Source organism: Acidiphilium iwatense, assembly GCF_021556475.1.
GTDB classification, from domain to species: Bacteria; Pseudomonadota; Alphaproteobacteria; order Acetobacterales; family Acetobacteraceae; genus Acidiphilium; species Acidiphilium iwatense.
On sequence record NZ_JAKGBZ010000123.1, the window covers coordinates 1 to 2,054 of the forward strand.

A 2,054-nucleotide genomic window follows, 5' to 3' on the forward strand; every position below is an offset into this window, starting at 1 on the left:
GATGAACATACATGAGTATCAGGCGAAGGAATTGCTGAGATCGTATGGGGTTTCGGTATTGGGGGGCAGTGTTGCGTGGAGCGGGGAGGAGGCTGCTTTTGCGGCTGGGAAGCTGCCTGGTCCGGTTTATGTTGTGAAGTCGCAGATCCATGCGGGTGGGCGTGGTGCGGGTCATTTCAAGGACGATCCTGCCGGTAAAGGCGGGGTTCGCTTGGCGCGGAGTGCGGCGGAGGTTCGCGCGGCGGCGGAGGCGATGCTGGGGCATGTTCTGGTGACCAAGCAGACGGGTGCGGCGGGGCGGGTGGTTCGGCGGGTGTATGTCGAGGCTGGGTGCGACATCAAGCGCGAGCTGTATTTGTCGTTGCTGGTGGATCGTGGGGCGTCGCGGATCGTGATCATGGCGTCGACCGAGGGGGGGATGGAGATCGAGGAGGTCGCTGAGCATCATCCCGAGAAGATATTGCGGGTTTCGGTTGATCCGGCGACCGGGGTTTCCGGGTTTCATGCGCGCAAGCTGGGTTTCGGGCTGGGGCTGGAGGGCAAGCAGATCGGTGCCTTCGCGACGTTTGTGGAGGCGATGTACCGGGCGTTCGTTGGGCTGGACTGCGCGATCGTCGAGATCAACCCGCTGGTGGTGACCGGTTCGGGGGATGTGGTGGCGCTGGATGCGAAGGTGAGCTTCGACGACAACGCGCTGTATCGGCATCCTGATCTGGAGAAGCTGCGTGACGAGGCGGAGGAGGACCCGAAGGAGCTGGAGGCGGCGAAGCACAGCCTGAGCTATGTGGCGCTGGAGGGCTCGATCGGCTGCATGGTGAACGGGGCCGGGCTGGCGATGGCGACGATGGACATCATCAAGCTGTATGGGGCGGCGCCGGCGAATTTTCTGGATGTTGGCGGCGGCGCGACCAAGGAGCGGGTGACGGCGGCGTTCAAGATCATCCTGTCGGACCCGAACGTGGAAGGGATACTGGTGAATATTTTCGGCGGGATCATGCGCTGCGACGTGATTGCCGAAGGGGTGGTGGCGGCGGCGCGGGAGGTGTCGCTGTCGGTGCCGCTGGTGGTTCGTCTGGAAGGGACCAACGTCCAGTTGGGCAAGGACATTCTGTCGAAATCCGGGCTGCCGATCATCGCGGCGGACAATCTGGCGGATGCGGCGCAGAAGATCGTGGCCGCCGTGAAGGAGGCCGCGTGATGGCGATACTGGTCAATGCCGCGACGAAGGTGATTACCCAGGGGTTCACCGGGGCGCAGGGGACGTTTCATTCCGAGCAGGCGATCGCCTACGGCACCAAGGTGGTGGGCGGGGTGACGCCGGGCAAGGGCGGGACGCGGCATCTGGATCTGCCGGTGTTCGACACGGTGGCGGAGGCGCGGGAACGGACCGGGGCGGATGCGAGCGCGATCTATGTGCCGCCGCCCTTCGCGGCGGATGCGATCCTGGAGGCGATCGATGCCGGGGTTCCACTGATCGTGTGCATCACCGAGGGGATACCGGTGCTGGACATGGTTCGGGTGAAGCGGGCGCTGGCGGGTTCGGCGTCGATCCTGGTGGGGCCGAACTGCCCTGGGGTGATCACGCCGGATGCGTGCAAGATCGGGATCATGCCGGGGCATATTCACCGGCGGGGCAAGATCGGGATCGTGTCGCGCTCGGGGACGCTGACCTACGAGGCGGTGGCGCAGACCACGGCGGCGGGTCTGGGGCAGTCGAGCTGTGTGGGGATTGGCGGCGATCCGGTGAAGGGCCTGGATTTCATTGAGGTTCTGGAGCTGTTTCTGGGTGATGATGAGACCGAGGCGGTGATCATGATCGGCGAGATTGGCGGGCAGAGCGAGATCGAGGCGGCGGAGTTTCTGGCCAAACACAGGGTGAAGAAGCCGGTGGTCGGCTTCATCGCCGGGGTGACCGCGCCGCCGGGACGGCGGATGGGCCATGCCGGGGCGGTGATTTCCGGCGGGCGCGACACCGCCCAGGCGAAAATCGAGGCGATGAAATCCGCCGGAATCCATGTCGCCGACAGCCCAGCATCCCTCGGATCAACCATGGT

Annotated in this window: 2 protein-coding genes; both read left to right on the top strand. The window is 64.8% G+C overall.

The genetic code is table 11. The features are described from left to right. Window position 1: 1 nt before the first annotated feature. Window positions 2-1,198 carry an ADP-forming succinate--CoA ligase subunit beta gene (gene sucC, locus L2A60_RS20295; protein ID WP_235706271.1) on the top strand — a complete coding sequence of 399 codons (1,197 nt, stop codon included), beginning with the start codon at window positions 2-4 and terminating at the stop codon, window positions 1,196-1,198. Continuing rightward, window positions 1,198-2,054: succinate--CoA ligase subunit alpha (sucD, locus tag L2A60_RS20300; protein ID WP_235706272.1), on the top strand; the 857-nt coding region annotated here is incomplete at its 3' end. The genes sucC and sucD, both read left to right, overlap by 1 nt.

Coding starts and splice junctions, on each gene's coding strand:
- sucC (WP_235706271.1), top strand. CDS start 2: ATGAACATACATGAGTATCAGGCGAAGGAATTGCTGAGATCGTATGGG.